Origin of the sequence: Allorhodopirellula heiligendammensis (assembly GCF_007860105.1) — a bacterium.
Lineage (GTDB): Bacteria > Planctomycetota > Planctomycetia > Pirellulales > Pirellulaceae > Rhodopirellula > Rhodopirellula heiligendammensis.
The window spans coordinates 81,987-98,175 of record NZ_SJPU01000002.1; the positions used below are offsets into that span (position 1 = coordinate 81,987).

Here is a 16,189-nt window from a genome sequence, read left to right on the forward strand (position 1 = left end):
AATGGAGGCCTATGCTCGCAGACGGGCTTCGACACGAGCGATCGCGTCCGCTGCCGCCATCGCAGCATCGCCACCTCCGATCTGTTTTCCGCTGGCTAGCCACTGCTCAACTTTCTGCTGGGCCGCGATCGCACCGGTATGACTGCGACGTCCAAAATGCTGAGCGATTTCAGTATACGCGCTACCGGTATGCGTCCGAGCGAGATACATCGCTAATGTTCGCGGCTCACTGACCCGGCGTGTCTGAGCTTTGCCGCGAAGGCCGTCGCGTTCAAGCCCAAATGCGTCACAGACCGCCCGTTCGATCGAGCGAAGAGTCGGCGCCGAACGCGTATTCCGCATTAAATCACCACCAAACTGGCGAATTTCTTCGATTGTTGGTTCGCGACGGAACATGCGTTGCAGCATGCCAATCAAGTTCGCCACGCCCGTCACCGCGCGGGCATCGCCGCTAATCGACTCACTGACCTCTGCCAATAGGCCGGGATCGCAATCTAAAACACAGCGTGTTTTTACTAACCGCGTGAGCAGATTCATGCGCGTCGCGGCATCGAGTGCCAGCAGCGGACAGACCAGTCCGGAGGACATCCGCCCCGCCACTTCGCCGGTCAGTCCACGAATATCAGCAGGCGGTAAGTTCGCTGTAAATACAAGCGGTTTGCCGGCCGATGCCAGGGTTTCGAGCGTGTAGAGGGCTTCGCGGAGGGTGGCGGTCTTGGACGCGAGGAAATGCACGTCGTCGATTAACAACGCGTCGACCTCACGATACTTGCGTCGAAAACTCGGCAGGCCTGTGGAATTGACCGAGCCCACAAAATCGTTGGTGAACTGCTCGGCCGTCAATAGAATCACGCGTCGCATCCGTCTCCGCCGACGGAACTCCTCGGCAATTGCCGCGAGCAAATGTGATTTCCCGGTCCCGGTCGGGCCATGCAGGAACAGGGGGGTCGCCACTTCGGGCGTGGACATGGCCATCGTCGCTGCGGAAAATGCGAACTCGTTGCAGGGACCGGTGATGAAACTATCGAGCGTGCGTCCCGCCGTAGGCAATGACTCTGGCAGCGGCGCGGTCACCGCAGTCGTCGACTCTGCTCGCGAGGGCGATCGTGTGCCGCGCCGGTCCACGCCGACGGAGCTGGCGTCACTTTCAGCGGCGATCTCGTCGGCAGAGCGGGTCAATTTCGAATCGGCCAAGAGACTCGACAGCTTGCCTGCGGATTTCCGCGCAGGACTTCGACCACGTGACGACTTGCCCGCTTGATGGGCGGGCGGTTCGTTTCGATTCAAATTCCCCGAATTCGATTTCCCGTCATGCGATTTCCCTGACGAGCGAGCAACCTTCCCTCGCTGCGGGCTGCCCGATGGTGTCTCCACAGCATCAGCGATCAACTCTGGTTGAGTTGTCGCCGCCGCGGTCACCATGCGAAATCGACCATGGTCTCCCAGGGCCATTGCGGAGGCGGCGCGAAGATCAGCGGTAAAGTTCTTCGCAATCCGGTCGGCCGCGAACGGCCCGCTCACCCGCAGCACGATCACTGCATCTGCATCAACAGCAACTTCGTCGCCAGACTCATCGTGAGAGGCCTCTAGATCAAACTCGATCCCGTGGGTGAACCACAGTCGGAACCGATCGGTACCGATGCGTTGTCGCAAGGCATCGGCGAATCGCTCGATGGCCTCCTGCGTCTCGATGCTGCCTTGCGTCGACGACATACCGGTAGCGACAACTCCCTCGTGGATGATGATGACGGAAGCGACCACACGTTAGCGTGGTCACTCTAAATTCAAACAGATTCCGGCCAGATTCCAGGCCGCCTCCAAACACACCCCAGGGTGTGATGGACCTAGCAAAAAACGAAGTTTTTTGAAATTCGCTCGGATCCAAAATGTGACTCTGCCGTTTCCGCCCGTTGGCTCTCCTACAGCGAGTGAGGCAGATTCTAGGTTTGCTAGCAAACAAGTCAAACCGATTGACTCAAGTTTTTGTGCTCGCGTGCCGACACGTCCCGCGGCGCCTCCGAAGCGGTCGCAAAAAACGAGTTCTATGGGATCATGCCCACCCACGTCCACGCCGGTTCAAGCAACAATTTGACTTTGCACACTCGTGGATAATCTGTCGATAACCTAATCTTCATTTCGAATTCATAAATCCCCATGGTCTCTAAACTGTTAGCGTCAAGGTAGTTGGAGAGAATCCCATCCGCCAGATTGAAATTTATCCCTAGCGGGCGGCTTCCCGGGTTTGATACACGCGAGAGCGTCTCCATTTGACCGCCCCCGTTTCCGGAGCCTCAGACATCATGTCACGCCGCCCTATCTTACCAATCCACTCACTGGCCACCTGCACGGCCTTCTTTTTCGGCTCAATCCTCGCGGCCGCTCCACTCGCTCTGGCCGCCGACGGCCTGGGTGAATCCGTGTTGACCCCATCGGCGGCGGAAAAATACCAGCTGCGACATCAACTCACGCCCGATCAGACGATTCGCTACAAAGTCACCCACGTTGCCAAAACAAAAACTCGGATGAATGGCACCGAGGAAATTGCCAACGTGTACACCACAAGCGTCCGCTCATGGAAAGTGCAGGACGTCAGTGAGAACCAAATCACCTTTGACCACCAAATTGACTCGGTCGAAATGACTCAGCAAAATGGCGACCAGGACGAGATCCAGTGGAGCAGCCTGACCGGAGAGAAGCCGCCGGCCGTGTTCAGCATTGTGGCTGAACAAATCGGTACGCCGTTGTCGACCGTCACGATTGACCCACAGGGCACTGAATTGAATCGAGAAGTCCACGCCGGTTCACAGGCGTCCCTCGGCATGGGATCGCTCACCCTGACTCTGCCCTCCGAACCAATCGCCATCGGCGACCGGTGGATGGTGCCCTCGGAGGTCAAAGTTCGGACGGAGGACCAACAGGTCAAAACCATTAAAACCCGTCAGGTTTTCACGTTGAAAAAAGTCAGCGCGGGTGTGGCCACCATTGCCATCAAAAGCCAAACGCTAACCCCGATTCATTCCGAAGCACTCCGCGCCCAGGTTATTCAGCAACTCAGCAACGGTGCGGTTCGCTTCGACATCGACAACGGGTGCCTGCTTAGCAAAGAATTGGAGTGGGACGAGACGGTCGTGGGCTTTCAAGGCCCCGGCAGCATGATGGAGTATCGCGCCAAGATGGACGAGGAGCTGATCGATGAAGAAGTCGTGCTCTCAGCGGCGAAGTCCGGCAAACCACTTCGCTGAAAACGAGCGTCCCCGACCAGTGGCTGGCCCTTTCGTTCTTTCGGCCCTTTCGTTCCCAACCGTTGATACTCGATGACCCCATTTTGTACCTCGGTGCGTCTACTCGCAGCGTGTACCATCATCGCGGCAGTGGGCGACCGTGTTTGGTCCCAAACGCCCGGTGGGCTGCCTCCATCGCTGAGCGATCGCACGCTCTACCAGGTCTGCGACGACACAGGCACGATCGCCTGCGATGCCATGGCAGGATCTGTAGACGGTGAAATCAGCGGCAGCTGTGATGACGATGGAAGTCACGATAGTAGCGCGGCGCAAGGTGCCACTGGGCATCTAGGCAACTACGCCAGCGACGGCAATTTTGTCAGCTATGATTGCCCCCCTCAAGATCGCCTCCCTGGATACGAAGAGTTATCCTCACGGAACTGGCTACGGCTCAACACGCCGCTGACCGATGCGATGCTGGATTTCCAGAATCGCCAGACCGATAAGGAGCTTTTCATTCTGGAGTATTACGCCGCGCATCATTTCGAAGGCCCGCAGGTCATCGTCGGTGGTCAATCGCGTCTGTCGTTGCTGGCCGCGTCTACGAATCGCACGAACAAGTTCCCATATTTGGGACGATTCCCCACAGACTTCCGGGGCGATTCGGCGACTGATGCACGAATGTTGCAGGCCAACTCGCAGGCCACTGCACAGTTCACGTCCTACGCGAGTGTCTACACAGAGCTCTTATTTTCCGACGTGTTCTCCTTCGCAGCCCCCAAACAGGGCAGCCTGCAGGTGCGCCAGGCATACGCCATCGTTGGTGATCTACGCGTCTCCCCACTCTATCTTTTCATCGGCAAGAAAAACGTAGGGTTCGGTGACCTCAGCACTCTCAGCCCCTTCACGCAAGCCGTGCCTTGGCACTATTTCGCCTCGCTCGCCGAGGGCATTGGAGCGGGCTATCACGACGACCACTGGGATTTCACTTTGGCTGGCATTAATGGCGGACGTGGGATTCGTACTGTGGACTCACCCGAACTGGGAAAACTGAACAACCTTGCTGCGAACGTCAGTTTTCGCGTAGGCGACACTCCCGATTATCACTTGCGAGTCGGTGGCGGGTTCCTGCTGGGCACGATCTATGACAGCAACGTCGCTGAGCACGTCAATCCCATGATCTACGGCGAGCACTACAACAGTGCGTGGGATATCAACGCGAGGTTGGACATCGATCGGCTGACGTTGGCAGGTGAATATGTGACGACCACAGGAGACTGGCCGGTGACGTCTCACCGAGTTTCGGCATACCGCACGGAAGCCGCCTACTGGTTTGATCGCGGGTCACGCGGGTCGAATCTAAGCGTGAGTTGGAGCAGCGGAATCCAAGGGCCAGCGGGTAGCGAGTACGAGTTCAACGATCAACTCGTTCTCGGCTATGGCAAACGCCTTGGCCCCAATTTCCGGGTCTCTGCGGAATACGTTCGGAGCACCGGGTTCGCACCCTTGATCGACATCACGACCGTCAGTGACCGGGACGTCATTCAGAACAGTCTTGTGTTGGGCATGACCCTGCTCTTGTAACCTGTCTGGCCCCCTGCTCAGACTCCAACTCAGATCCCATGCACCTTGTCGTACCGTCAGTAATATGGGCAGTCGTCAAGTCACGACCGCATGCAGGTTCCAATGGACTGATTCAGCAGGCACGTTAATAGCAGTGGCTTGATCAGGATTACCCCATAAACGCTGTGTGAGGTTTTCGTCAGTCATTTTTCGCAAGCCGATATACGACGTCGTGAGCCTTGGATTGATCTCGATCACAGCATCACAATTGGCGTTCTCGCCCAGCATCAAGTCGATGCCGACGAAGCCCGCCAGCCTGCCGGGCAGGGCCTGGAGCACTCGTGAGGTCAGCGCGTGAGCGCGCTGCTGCAGTTCGGTGGACAACGGCCCACTGCCACCTTGGTAACTTAGGTGACTGGTAGAGACGCTGTCGCGTGCAGCCGTATGCGGCACCATCTCCAGATTTTGCCAAACGGCGGGCAGAATGCTGACGCGAGCGTGTTCACTACTGGCAATCACCGATACTGAGGCGGAGCGTCCCGGCCAGTACTGCTGCGTGATCTCATCGGGCTTCATCGACGCCAGAGCTGGCTTCAGTTCATCGTAGCGACGAATGCGAGCGGCGCCGCAACCGTCGCGCGGCTTGACGAGGTAGCCAGAACTGGGGAAGTCACTGAAGATCGGATCGAGTCGGCCGGCAGCGAGTGGCCGCGAGCGGGTATAATGTCGCTCCGCAATTCCATTGCGGCGTCGCTCCAACGACCACGTATCGGGATGAGCGATATTGTTTTGATGCAGCCACTTAGCCGTCGCCCATTTATCTGCCGTCAGACCAATGGCGGTACCCGTCGGCGCGAGCACCTGGATTCCTGCAGCCCGTAAGAGCGTGATGCCTTTGGTGAGCAACCCGTCGGTTTCGGGGATGATGACGATTGCGACGTCGCACTCACGTGCAATCTCAATCCACCCCCCCCAAAGCTCAGCGCAGGGCTGCATCGGCACGGTTTCGAGCTGCCCCGCGAGGGCACTGATGTCGCCAGATAGCTGCGGCAGCCGAGGGTCGACGGGTGTTCGCACGCTCGCCCAACCAGCCAAATCAGTGACCAGGGCTTGCCACATCGCCATCCCTTCACGCAACAGGGATTTCGATACCGTGTCCAGAGGCGTGTCGAGCATACCGCCACCGCAGAGATATTCGGCGACGAAAACCCGCAGTGGAGCCGATGGCGTGGACGTTTCCCTGTCGAGCATAGCGTTTGCTTTCGAAGTCCCGGGGTACTTTCAAAGTCGCTGAGTGATCGATTGACAGCACTGTCGAGCGATGCCGCTACGGGTTGATCATCGCAGCGGCTTGGTCACAGAGCGACTTGGCCTGTTCGGCTGTCTCTGCTTCCGCGATCATTCGCACGATTGGCTCGGTGTTGCTACCGCGGACGAGCAGCCAGCAATCGTTCCATTGTAGGCGCAGTCCATCGCCGGTGTCAGCTTGTGCGTCTTGAAATCGGCTTTGGAGTCTTGCGAAGATTGCCGGCAGCTGGCTCACATTGATTTCGGCTTTGTCTTTATAGATGGCAAGCTGGGGAAGTTCGTCAGCGAGCTGGCTGAGTGGTTTGCCGGTTCGAGTTAGCAAATCGAGTACTTGGGCCATGCCGACAAAGCTATCGCGAACATACCCTACCGTAGGGTCGATGGGGCCGCCGTTGCCTTCCCCCCCATACGCGGCAGCATGAGCGATCATCTTGTCGGCGACGTTTGCCTCGCCGACGGCGCTGCGTAAGGTTTCCACACCAAACTGTTGGGCAACGAGTCCACTCATCGAACTCGTCGCTCCATTAATCACGATGGGCCCGTTAGTGCGTCCGACCATCATAGCGCGCTGGACACAGAGTGCCAGCGTGGCTTCTTCGCCAATGTAGCGTCCGTTCTCGTCGATCAGCGCCAATCGATCAGCATCGGGGTCTTGGCAAAACCCAATCGCGCACCCGCTGCCGGCAACGCGTGCTGCGATCCCGGTGAGGTTGTCAGCGGTCGGCTCGGGCACATGCTCAAAGATGCCGGTGGGTTGCTGGCCGACCGCTTCGACTTCGCATCCGAGAGACTCGAGCAATCGCACGCCAAGCAATCCGCCGGCGCCATGGTTGCTGTCTAACAGCACCCTAAATTCTCGTTTTCGAATCTCACCCACATCTACAGTCGCGAGCACTTTCTCAAGGTGCGGGGCATGTGGGTCCGCTTCCGTTTGCGTCGATCCGATAGCGTCGTAGCGACACCATCCCGCAGTGCCAGCGAAGTAGCCTTGACGAATTCGAGCGCCCGCGTCGGAGTCGAGCACGCGCCCATCACTGCCAAATAATTTAATGCCGTTGTACGGGGGTGGATTGTGACTGGCAGAAATCTGCACGCCACCTGCCGCAGACATCTCGCGGACGAGTATGCCGATCGTTGGGGTTGCGGCGACGTCCGCGTCGATCACATCGCGGCCGCAGGCGTTGATCGCCGCGATGATGGCGGCCTTCAACATTGGCCCCGTGGTACGTCCATCACGTCCGATCACAATGGGGCCGGGACCAATCGAAGCAGCGAAGCTCGCGATGTATCGGCAGGCGACGTCCGGAGTCAAGGTTTCGCCGACAATGCCGCGCAGTCCGCTGACACTGATAATCAGTTCGCTCATGAAAGTATTCTTGCGTGAAAGGTTGATGAGAAACCCTAACCTAGTGAATCTACGGGTCGCTTAACATCCGGCAATGAATGCGACGGGCGTGGCGGTCTACTAAAACTCATTGAATTGTGAGAGAATCGCAGGCCTCGTTCGCAGCCCACCTCGGCCTCAGCACGTCACGTCCCCAGCCCACCACGATTCCAGCCCGGTAGTTTCGCACTCATGCTCACTTGTATTCGCGGCAGCCGATTGATCGACCCCAGCCGGTCGGTGGACGGGGTGGTGCGCAGTACAACCGAACAGCGTGATCTTTGGATGCAAGGTGGTTTGATCATCGACGCGCCCCAAGACCCAATTGCCCCCGACGTTGAAATCAATGCGACCGGATGCGTGACAATGGCCGGCGGCATCGATTTGCATACGCATATCGGAGGTGGAAAAATTTCGCTGGCTCGGCTGCTGTTACGTGATCAAATGCCGCCCTGGCGGAACGCACAGCCTGCGGGGGCGACTGAACCGGCACAGTCGCACTTTCTTCCGTCGGCCAGCACCACGGCGTCGCGATATCTCGACATGGGCTACACAACCTGCCTTGAGCCCGCCGTGATTCCCTGCAACGCACGCTCGGCCCATGCGGAAATGGCCGACGTGCGAGGCATCGACACCGGCGGCTACTGTCTGCTCGGCAACGATGATGTGCTGTTACAGTTGATCGCAGAGAAGTCACCGCAAGAAACCATCAATGCTTATGTCGCGTGGATGGTGATGGCGACGCGTTGCATCGCCGTCAAGGTCGTCAATCCGGGAGGCATTCACGCCTTCAAGTTCAATCAGCGGTCTTTCGATGTCGACACGCCGCACCCACACCTCGGGATCACCCCAGGGCAGATCATCCGCACACTCTGCCGCGCAGTGTACGAAATTGGGTTGGCTCATCCTCTCCATGTCCACTGCAGCAATTTAGGTGTGCCCGGTAACATTTCCTCCACGCTGGCTACCATTGCCGCAGCTGACGGGTACCCGATTCATCTGACGCACGCACAGTTTCATTGTTACGGAACGGATGGCCCCTATCACTTCTCATCGGCTGCACCGCAGCTGGTTGAAGCGATGTCCAGACATCCCAACGTAACCATCGATGTCGGCCAAATTCAGTTTGGGCAAACCGTCACTATCAGCGCCGACTCGATGCATCAGCACGAGAACGCGGCGTATGCAAAACCACGCAAATCGATATTGGTGGACGTGGAATGCGAAGCAGGGTGCGGCGTCGTACCCTTTCGCTATCGTCGCCGGGAATTCGTCCACTCACTGCAGTGGGCGATCGGACTGGAATTGTTCTTAATGATCGATGATCCTTCACGTGTTTTTTTGACAACGGATCACCCCAACGGCGGCCCGTTTACGGCATACCCCCACCTGCTTGGCCTCCTAGCTGATCGCTCGCTCCGCGAAACGGCGCTGGCAGAAATTCATTCAGAGGCGGCAGGCGCCAGCTCGCTAGCGGGGATCTCGCGTGAGTACTCGCTCACCGACATTGCCACGATGACGCGGACCGCGCCAGCTCGCATCTTGGGTCTCGCCGATCGCGGCACGCTGGCGGCAGGCAGCGTCGCAGACATCGTGGTTTACCGTCAGCAGGAGAGCATTGAAAAAATGTTCGCGACCCCACGATTTGTCTTCAAATGCGGGAGATTGATTCGCCAAGATGGCAATGACATGCATACTGACGAAAACGCCGTAATGGACCGTACGCTGGCCGCGGATTTGACTGCGGCAGGGGACTTTATCGACCGACCTCAGCTAGCTGATTTCCGATCGAGGTATGCCAAGAACGGCACCTTTGCACTTGATCGATTATGGATTGATGATGGCGAGATGGAAGAGGTGCTCGGCAGTCGACTGCTTGGTACTGGTTTGCGACAAGAGATGCCCCCGGATCAGTCGGGAGTTGCATCGTGAATAGTGCAGATGAGGTGGTGTCGGCGGACACTCACCGCTGGGTCACTGACTCTCCGCTGCGGATTGCAGACGTCCCGATTCACGCGACGTTTGCTGAGGCCTTCGACATGAAGATGACACGGTTGATCATCACGGCGGCAGATCAAGAGTGGTGTGACGCAGCGGCTGCAGCGATGGTGGGATTTGGCACGAGCGTGATCGCATGCGGTGTCGAGATCGCAGTCGAACGCCGATTGTTAGCCTCCGAAACTCCTGACGGGCGACCAGGAGTCGCGATTTTGGCGTTCGCGGTTTCCGGAAAGGAACTCGAGAAACAGATTCCCCGCCGCGCAGGGCAGTGCGTTCTGACGTGCCCCACGACAGCGCTCTATGCGGGCTTGGATGGTGGTCCGACGGTATATCCGAATCGCGTGCCGCTCGGCAAAACGCTCCGTTACTTTGGCGATGGATATCAGATTAGTAAGCAGCTTCAGCCACCGCAGGCGAGCGGCGACAATCCCACCACGGAAAATGCCGTTCGATATTGGCGAATTCCAGTGATGGACGGTGAGTTTGTCTGTCAGCACGATTGCGGGCGTACTGAGGCGATTGGCGGGGGCAACTTTATTCTGCTCGGTCGATCCATCGAGGCGGTGTCGGTCGCCTGTCGGGCCGCGATTGCGGCGATTTCGCCAATGCATGGCGTCATCACACCTTTTCCCGGCGGAGCAACCCGCAGCGGCTCGAAGGTGGGATCGAAGTATGCAGCTTTATTCGCATCGACCAACGAAGCGTTCTGTCCTGCGCTGCGTGAACTAGCGCAAACGGAGCTGCCCGCCGAGACCACGGCCGTGCTCGAGGTCGTGATTGACGGCATGAGTTTCGGCGAGATCGCCAGTGCTATATCGGTGGGCATTTCAGCGGCCTGCAACGCGGTGGGTAATGGTGGACTCGTCGGCGTAACAGCGGGGAACTATGGTGGCAAGCTCGGCCGCCATCACTTTCGCTTGCATGACGTTCTGGCGGAGACAAGATCATGAAGTCGATCACGCTTCGTCGGCGAGCAGACAATGTCAGATCGATCGACGCGTCGAGCGTGCGACTCGATCGACTCATGGAAATGTCCGCCGACCAAATCGCCCGCCAATCTGTCCCGGCGCTGTCCGTTGAGGTGGAGCTGGGGGATCTGTTTGAGATTGATTGCCGAGAGACTGATACCGGGCAACCGATACTGATTTTCCAAGGAGATTGTGGCGGTGTCCATCGAGTCGGTCAGCAGCACCGAGTCGGTCAGATCATCGTCGAGGGGAACGTTGGTGATTACTGCGGTGCCTGCATGAGTGGTGGCACGATTGATGTCGCTGGAAATGCCGGAGCGTATGTGGGAGCGCCGACAGGATCGCGGGGTGTGGGTATGAACGGTGGCCGGATCATGGTTTCGGGCAGCGTGGGCGATTTCGCGGGGAATCGTATGCGGCGTGGCGAAATTTGGGTCGCAGGCGATGCTGGCTCAGGGCTAGCGTCTTGGCAGGTCGCCGGCACGATCGGGGTGGGAGGGGTGATCGGCGACCACGTCGGTTATGGAATGCGTCGCGGGACGCTGGTTCTCGCCACGCCGACTCGATTGCCAGCGGCTCGTTTTACCTCACCGGTCGAGCTGCAAACACCCTTTTACGCGTTGTTGCTGAAACGGCCCGAAATGGCGACGAGTTGGCCGCCGGCGGAGTGTCAAAGCGACTCGCTAAAATGGTACACCAGCCGTGGAGACCGAAGCATCGGCGGAATCGGCGAGGTTTGGTATCCGATATCCCGGGGGACTGCGAGCTAGCAACGATCGGCCTGTTTCGAGGGGCCCCGCATGGCGAAATTCTTGCACCATTAATTTCATTCAGATTGATCTTGGTGGGGAATTGGCAAATCACTAGACTGCGGGCGTGATACCCAACTCTCGAAAGGATTTCGAATGTCGTCGCTAGCAGGAAGCCATGTTCTCATTACCGGTGGCACCGGTTCCTTTGGAAAAAAATGTGTTGAGACGCTGCTGCGCGAACATCGCCCTAAGCGTTTGGTCGTGTTCAGCCGTGATGAGCAGAAACACGTCGACATGGCGCGGAATCATTTCCCCGCTGCGGAGTTTCCCGAAGTCCGTTACTTTGTCGGCGATGTTCGTGACAAAAATCGTCTCCAACGCGCTCTTCGTGGAATCGATTACGTGATTCACGCAGCCGCGATGAAGCACGTCGACATTGCAGAATACAATCCACAGGAGTGCATCAGCACCAATATCGGTGGTGCCGAAAACCTGATTGACGCGTGTATTGACACAGGTGTGAAGAAGCTCGTCGCGTTGTCCACGGATAAAGCCGCCGCACCAGTGAATCTCTACGGTGCGACGAAACTCTGTAGTGATAAGCTATTCGCAGCTGCCAACTCACTTTCGGGCGTCGGGGGAACTCGGTTCTGTGCCGTCCGTTACGGCAATGTCCTCGGATCCAACGGCTCCGTAGTGCCATTCTTCGAGAGCAAACGCAGCGAAGGTGTGCTGCCGATCACGAGCCCCGACATGACGCGATTTGTGATCACGCTCGAGGAAGGCGTTGAGTTCGTTCTCAAATCGTTTGAACGGATGGAAGGTGGGGAGATCTTCGTACCGAAAATCCCGAGTGTATCCATTATGGATATCGCCAACGCCGTCGCTCCAGAATGCAAAACAAAGGTCATCGGTGTTCGTCCTGGTGAGAAGATGCACGAGTGCATGATTCCTGCTGACGAAGCACGGATGACTTTGGAATTCGAAGATCATTACATCGTTCAACCGTCCGCTCGCCCTTGGTCCAAAGAGGAACCAAGTTACGTTGCCTCGGGCAAACAATGTGCGGACGGATTCTGCTATGCCAGCGACAACAATCCTCACTGGTTGACTGTGCAAGAACTGCGAGACACGATCGCGAAGCATTGTGGCCCAGTTGCGCCTCATCGCTTACGAGTCGCCGCCTAGCGACTGCGCCCCGCGACCTCGTTGTCACCGTCGAATGATTTGACAGTCCGTACCAGTGTTGCGGCTCACATTCAAAACGAACGTGCTATCCAACAACACATTGGATGCGGCGGAAAACGAGGTGTTCTGACAAGTTAGCACGACGAATATCGTTTTGGCCAAGGAGGGCCTTCAAGTGATTCCATACGGTCGTCAATCGATTGACGAGGCGGACATCGAAGCGGTCGCAGCAGCACTGCGTTCGGACTGGTTGACGCAAGGCCCGGCAATCGAGGCGTTCGAAGCGTCGCTGGCCCAGCATTGCCGATCACGCTACGCCGTCGCATGCAATTCCGGCACCGCCGCATTGCACATGGCCTATGCCGCTGCGGGGGTTGGCCCAGGCTCCGTCGTAGTCGTTCCCACCAACACATTCTTGGCAACGGCCAACGCCGCGATCTATCTAGGTGCTGAAGTTCGATTCTGCGACGTGGATTCTGAAACGGGGCTAATGACCAGCGCTACGCTTGCCGCTGCGCTCCGAACTGACATTGGCAGACGGGTACGTGCGGTCGCTCCGGTGCACTTTGCTGGCCAGCCCTGCGAGATGGCTGCAATCAGCGAGACTGTCCAGCGTTTGTGCCCTCGGGCGACGCTGATTGAAGACGCTAGCCATGCAATTGGCGGCGTCCATCGCGATGGAAGTCCCGTCGGTTCGCTGGGCCACTCTTCGATGGTGACATTCAGTTTCCATCCAGTCAAACACATTGCCGCCGGCGAAGGTGGCGCCGTAACCACTGATTGCCCTGACCTCCAAAAGCGTTTAAGTAGTTTTCGCTGTCATGGTATGACGAAACAGACCAACGAGCTGCGCCGCCCCACCGAAGGTCCGTGGTACTATGAGATGCATGCCCCCGGGTTCAATTACCGCATCCCAGAAATGTCCTGCGCCTTGGCGTCCTCACAGTTGAAAAAACTGGATCGTTTTGTCGCCCGGCGGCGAGAGATTGCGGATCACTATCTACACGAACTGGCGGATATTCCTGGCGTGAGTTTGCCGCCAGCGAACGTGCTCAAAACCTCGGCCTGGCATCTGTTTTGTCTTCATGTGGACTTTCATGCACTCGGGCGCACTCGAATCGAGGTGATGGAGAGTCTCGCCGGCACGGGGATTGGCACGCAGGTCCATTACTATCCCGTTTCCTTGCAGCCATTTTATGCCGATCGATATGGCCACACCGCTGCCCAGTTCCCGGGTGCGATGAATCACTACGAGCGTGCCTTGAGCATACCGGTCTTTCCCGCGATGACGGATGGTGAGGTGAAGCAGGTCATCTCATCCATTCGCCACACCTTCGCTGGTGCTCAAGTCGCTCGATCCATTGCCGCTTGACGCTCGCAATCGCATGACGGCACGAGAACGTGCTTTGAGATACAGCGGGTAGGGGTGGGGCGAAGTGGCTGATGCCCTGGCGACCGCAACGGCGCTCCGACCGGTGTCGCTACGAAAGCACAATTGATTGAACGGATCGGGGCCGATGCCCGTCCGCAAATGAAGTAGGGCTCTGTTCCATTTTTCGGATCCTAGGTGAAACCAATGAAAACTGTCGTCATCATCCAAGCGCGTGTTGGCTCGACGCGATTGCCACGCAAGGTTCTCCTTCGTCTGGGCAATGAAACCGTACTCAGCAGAATCGTCGCTCGGATGCGGCATTGCGAACGGGTCGACGAAGTGGTTGTCGCAACGACGACCGGCGACGCCGACGATGCCATCGTCGACGAATGCCGACGATGCAAGGTGCGTGTGATTCGTGGCAGCGAGCACGACGTGCTCGCTCGCTACCATCAAGCGGCACTCGTTTCTCGTGCTACTGAAATCATTCGCATCACAGCGGATTGCCCATTGATTGACCCCTTGTTAGTCGATGAACTGGTTTTGCGGTACCAGGAAAGGCAGAACAGCGGTTGCCCCGTGGATTACATCTCCAACACACAACCGCGGACCTATCCGCATGGCCTCGACATGGAGATGTTCAGCATGCGGGCATTGCAGATCGCTCATGAAGCAGCGACGAAGAAGTACGAGCGTGAACATGTGACGCCATTTTTCTATCAGCACCCCGATCGATTTGTGATTGATAATATCACTCAGTCAATCGATCAATCGTCGATGCGTTGGACGCTCGACGAACCCACCGACTTCGTATTCTTCCAGGCCGTGTTCCGAAATTTTCGCCGCGATGAGTTCATCACGACCGATCAAGTACTGGGCTTGCTCGCCCGTCAACCTGAACTCAGCCGTATCAATGCGACCGTGAAGCAGAAAGCGTTGAAAGCTGCATGAGTATGCCAAGCGTGCAAATCGCCACGACCTCAATCGGTGAGAAACAACCACCGTTCGTCATTGCAGAAATGTCGGGCAATCACAATCAATCGCTCGATCGCGCCCTCGCGATTGTTGACGCCGCTGCGGATGCAGGCGCACACGCGATCAAACTGCAGACATACACCGCCGATACGATGACGCTCGACGTTGATCGAGACGAGTTTAAAATACTGGACCCGGAGAGCCTGTGGTTTGGGCGTCGATTGCACGAACTCTATCAGGAAGCAGCGACCCCCTGGGATTGGCATCAAGCGATTTTCGACCATGCGAAGAAGCGAGGGATCATTGCATTTAGTTCGCCGTTCGATGAAACCGCAGTTGATTTTCTCGAAACGCTCGATGCGCCTGCTTACAAAATCGCGTCGTTCGAACTGACCGACCTGCCCTTGATCGCTAAGACAGCTGCGACGGGCAAGCCGTTGATCATGTCAACAGGCATGGCAACGCTCGCCGAGATCCATCAGGCAGTGGAGTGCGCCCGCGAGCACGGTAGCGGTGAACTGGTGCTACTCAAGTGCACAAGCAACTATCCAGCAACGCCGGAATCTACAAATCTTCATACGATTCCACACCTTCGAGACAGCTTTGGCACTCAGGTGGGACTTTCGGACCACACCGGAGGGATTGGTGCGGCAGTCGCTGCTGTCGCGTTGGGTGCGACGGTTATCGAAAAGCACTTTACCCTCCGCCGCGCCGATGGCGGGGTGGACTCTGCGTTCTCACTCGAACCGGAGGAACTAAATAGCCTCGTCGTCGAGACCGAGCGAGCGTGGCAGGCGCTTGGAGAGATCCGCTACGGTAGCGACGGCCCCCAACAAAAATCACTTATGTTTCGTCGCTCCATATTCATCAGCGAGGACGTCGAGGAAGGTGAATCGGTAGGCCCGCATTGCCTCCGCATCGTTCGCCCAGGACATGGGTTGACCCCCAAAGATTGGGTGCTTGTCTGTGGACGCACTGCGAAGCGAAAACTCACCCGCGGCGAGCCTACGAACTGGGAGATGTTCGTGTGACGATCAGTCGTCGAGTTGCACCATTGCCACCGGCATGATGATGTCGTCGCTGCGGACGATGCGGATGTTACTACAGCGGTCGAGATAAAACTGACGAGGCTGTTCTCGGCACAAGCACAAACCGAGAAAGCGATCCGGGGTCGAAAAGCGAATCGGGCTAACGGTGCGGCGAGTTCTTTTCCCTTTGCTATCTGCATAATCCAGCTCAACGGCCCACTGATCGGAGTCGAGCATCGCGATTCGTAACATCTGCTGTGGCGTCGGTGCTTTCCGGCGCCGCGGAGACGTGACCATTGCAGGCGTAGTGGAATTGACGGGGTCGAGGGTGAGCGTAGTCATGGTTTCGCGAATTGAAAGGTGATTTTGTTGGGATAGTGGTATCATCGCTCCAAGGGGTGACACGTTTGGTCACCGGGTCAGTAATTA

13 protein-coding genes are annotated in these 16,189 nt (G+C 57.5%); 9 read left to right on the forward strand and 4 right to left on the reverse strand.

The features are described 5' to 3' along the window. Positions 1–9: 9 nt before the first annotated feature. Positions 10–1,713: a DnaA/Hda family protein gene (locus Poly21_RS10700; RefSeq protein ID WP_146407063.1), complete on the reverse strand. Its 1,704-nt coding sequence runs from the start codon at positions 1,711–1,713 to the stop codon at positions 10–12. Between the two features lie 587 nt (positions 1,714–2,300). Here Poly21_RS10700 and Poly21_RS10705 point away from each other — a divergent pair. Both Poly21_RS10705 and Poly21_RS10710 read left to right on the forward strand, forming a co-directional pair. Further along, on the forward strand, positions 2,301–3,242 hold the full coding sequence (locus Poly21_RS10705; protein ID WP_302118607.1) for a hypothetical protein: 942 nt from the start codon (positions 2,301–2,303) through the stop codon (positions 3,240–3,242). A 72-nt stretch (positions 3,243–3,314) separates the two neighbouring features. Beyond that, a complete protein-coding gene (locus tag Poly21_RS10710) occupies positions 3,315–4,805 on the forward strand; it encodes a hypothetical protein (protein WP_146407064.1) in 1,491 nt (496 codons plus the stop codon). A gap of 75 nt (positions 4,806–4,880) precedes the next feature. Here the strand turns inward: Poly21_RS10710 and Poly21_RS10715 are convergent, their stop codons facing one another. After that, positions 4,881–6,035 (reverse strand): ATP-grasp domain-containing protein, encoded by a 1,155-nt coding sequence (locus tag Poly21_RS10715; protein WP_146407065.1) that lies wholly within the window; start codon positions 6,033–6,035, stop codon positions 4,881–4,883. Positions 6,036–6,111: 76 nt separating this feature from the next. After that, on the reverse strand, positions 6,112–7,458 hold the full coding sequence (gene glmM, locus Poly21_RS10720) for a phosphoglucosamine mutase (protein WP_146407066.1): 1,347 nt from the start codon (positions 7,456–7,458) through the stop codon (positions 6,112–6,114). 210 nt (positions 7,459–7,668) lie between these two features. On the opposite strand from glmM, the gene Poly21_RS10725 reads away from it, so the two are divergent. The 7 genes from Poly21_RS10725 (at position 7,669) to pseI (ending at position 15,763) form a co-directional block, all read left to right on the forward strand. Beyond that, positions 7,669–9,408 (forward strand): formylmethanofuran dehydrogenase subunit A, encoded by a 1,740-nt coding sequence (locus Poly21_RS10725; RefSeq protein WP_146407067.1) that lies wholly within the window; start codon positions 7,669–7,671, stop codon positions 9,406–9,408. After that, positions 9,405–10,427 carry a formylmethanofuran--tetrahydromethanopterin N-formyltransferase gene (gene fhcD, locus Poly21_RS10730; RefSeq protein ID WP_436967495.1) on the forward strand — a complete coding sequence of 341 codons (1,023 nt, stop codon included), beginning with the start codon at positions 9,405–9,407 and terminating at the stop codon, positions 10,425–10,427. The genes Poly21_RS10725 and fhcD overlap by 4 nt, the downstream gene beginning before the upstream one ends. Further along, positions 10,424–11,215: a formylmethanofuran dehydrogenase subunit C gene (locus tag Poly21_RS10735; protein ID WP_146407068.1), complete on the forward strand. Its 792-nt coding sequence runs from the start codon at positions 10,424–10,426 to the stop codon at positions 11,213–11,215. Before fhcD ends, Poly21_RS10735 begins: the two co-directional genes overlap by 4 nt. A gap of 135 nt (positions 11,216–11,350) precedes the next feature. Continuing rightward, entirely contained in the window at positions 11,351–12,385 is a 1,035-nt protein-coding gene (pseB, locus tag Poly21_RS10740) for a UDP-N-acetylglucosamine 4,6-dehydratase (inverting) (RefSeq protein WP_146407069.1), read from the forward strand. Positions 12,386–12,560: 175 nt separating this feature from the next. After that, a complete protein-coding gene (gene pseC, locus Poly21_RS10745; protein ID WP_302118613.1) occupies positions 12,561–13,757 on the forward strand; it encodes a UDP-4-amino-4,6-dideoxy-N-acetyl-beta-L-altrosamine transaminase in 1,197 nt (398 codons plus the stop codon). 204 nt (positions 13,758–13,961) lie between these two features. Continuing rightward, entirely contained in the window at positions 13,962–14,708 is a 747-nt protein-coding gene (locus Poly21_RS10750) for a cytidylyltransferase domain-containing protein (RefSeq protein WP_146407071.1), read from the forward strand. Next, positions 14,705–15,763: a pseudaminic acid synthase gene (gene pseI / locus Poly21_RS10755; protein ID WP_302118617.1), complete on the forward strand. Its 1,059-nt coding sequence runs from the start codon at positions 14,705–14,707 to the stop codon at positions 15,761–15,763. The genes Poly21_RS10750 and pseI overlap by 4 nt, the downstream gene beginning before the upstream one ends. Positions 15,764–15,766: 3 nt before the next feature. On the opposite strand, the gene Poly21_RS10760 is transcribed toward pseI, so the two are convergent. Next, entirely contained in the window at positions 15,767–16,102 is a 336-nt protein-coding gene (locus tag Poly21_RS10760; protein WP_302118619.1) for a hypothetical protein, read from the reverse strand. Between the last annotated feature and the right edge of the window lie 87 nt (positions 16,103–16,189).

What these genes read in the sequence shown, in the direction of transcription:
- Poly21_RS10700 (WP_146407063.1), bottom strand. Translation starts at nt 1,713, where the DNA reads ATGTCGTCGACGCAAGGCAGCATCGAGACGCAGGAGGCCATCGAGCGA.
- Poly21_RS10705 (WP_302118607.1), top strand. Translation starts at nt 2,301, where the DNA reads ATGTCACGCCGCCCTATCTTACCAATCCACTCACTGGCCACCTGCACG.
- Poly21_RS10710 (WP_146407064.1), top strand. Translation starts at nt 3,315, where the DNA reads ATGACCCCATTTTGTACCTCGGTGCGTCTACTCGCAGCGTGTACCATC.
- Poly21_RS10715 (WP_146407065.1), bottom strand. Translation starts at nt 6,035, where the DNA reads ATGCTCGACAGGGAAACGTCCACGCCATCGGCTCCACTGCGGGTTTTC.
- glmM (WP_146407066.1), bottom strand. Translation starts at nt 7,458, where the DNA reads ATGAGCGAACTGATTATCAGTGTCAGCGGACTGCGCGGCATTGTCGGC.
- Poly21_RS10725 (WP_146407067.1), top strand. Translation starts at nt 7,669, where the DNA reads ATGCTCACTTGTATTCGCGGCAGCCGATTGATCGACCCCAGCCGGTCG.
- Poly21_RS10735 (WP_146407068.1), top strand. Translation starts at nt 10,424, where the DNA reads ATGAAGTCGATCACGCTTCGTCGGCGAGCAGACAATGTCAGATCGATC.
- pseB (WP_146407069.1), top strand. Translation starts at nt 11,351, where the DNA reads ATGTCGTCGCTAGCAGGAAGCCATGTTCTCATTACCGGTGGCACCGGT.
- Poly21_RS10750 (WP_146407071.1), top strand. Translation starts at nt 13,962, where the DNA reads ATGAAAACTGTCGTCATCATCCAAGCGCGTGTTGGCTCGACGCGATTG.
- pseI (WP_302118617.1), top strand. Translation starts at nt 14,705, where the DNA reads ATGAGTATGCCAAGCGTGCAAATCGCCACGACCTCAATCGGTGAGAAA.
- Poly21_RS10760 (WP_302118619.1), bottom strand. Translation starts at nt 16,102, where the DNA reads ATGACTACGCTCACCCTCGACCCCGTCAATTCCACTACGCCTGCAATG.